General features: G+C 47.8%; 1 protein-coding gene. It reads left to right on the top strand.

Annotated elements, in window-relative coordinates:
• Nucleotides 1-84: 84 nt before the first annotated feature.
• Nucleotides 85-500 (top strand): reverse transcriptase domain-containing protein (locus P5683_RS25770; RefSeq protein ID WP_315642160.1); only part of this gene is annotated, 416 nt, incomplete at its 3' end.

Raw genomic sequence — 500 nt, 5'->3', positions numbered from 1 at the left:
CTGGAGTTGGGGAAGGTGACTTCCCTTTCGACCATAACCCGACTCTTAGCAGTGCGACTGTAGGGGCGGGTTCCACGGTCAGCCATGCTTCCCAACAGTCAGCTTAATAAACCCGCCCTCCAAGATAATCAAGGCAAGAAAACAGCCGGCGTTGACGGAATGAGAGCAATCTCCCCAAGACAAAGGTTTGAACTCGTCGAGAACATCAAGGGAAACCTCAAAGCAAAAGCACTTAGGAGAGTATGGATACCAAAACCTGGAAGGGATGAAAAACGCTCACTAGGTATTCCTACAATCCAAGATAGAGCAAGGCAAGCCTTGGTTAAATCGGCTCTCGAACCCGAATGGGAATCAAGATTTGAAGACACTAGCTACGGGTTCCGTCCTGGACGGTCCGCACAAGATGCAATTGGTAGAATATACTCTGCCATAAAAATAGGACAATACTCTAAGTACAGGACAAAAGTTGTAGAGCCTGGTGAAACCGCCCTGAAAACAAA

Source organism: Limnospira sp. PMC 1279.21, assembly GCF_032349615.1.
GTDB classification, from domain to species: Bacteria; Cyanobacteriota; Cyanobacteriia; order Cyanobacteriales; family Microcoleaceae; genus Limnospira; species Limnospira fusiformis.
This window is presented reverse-complemented; position numbering and strand designations above follow the sequence as displayed.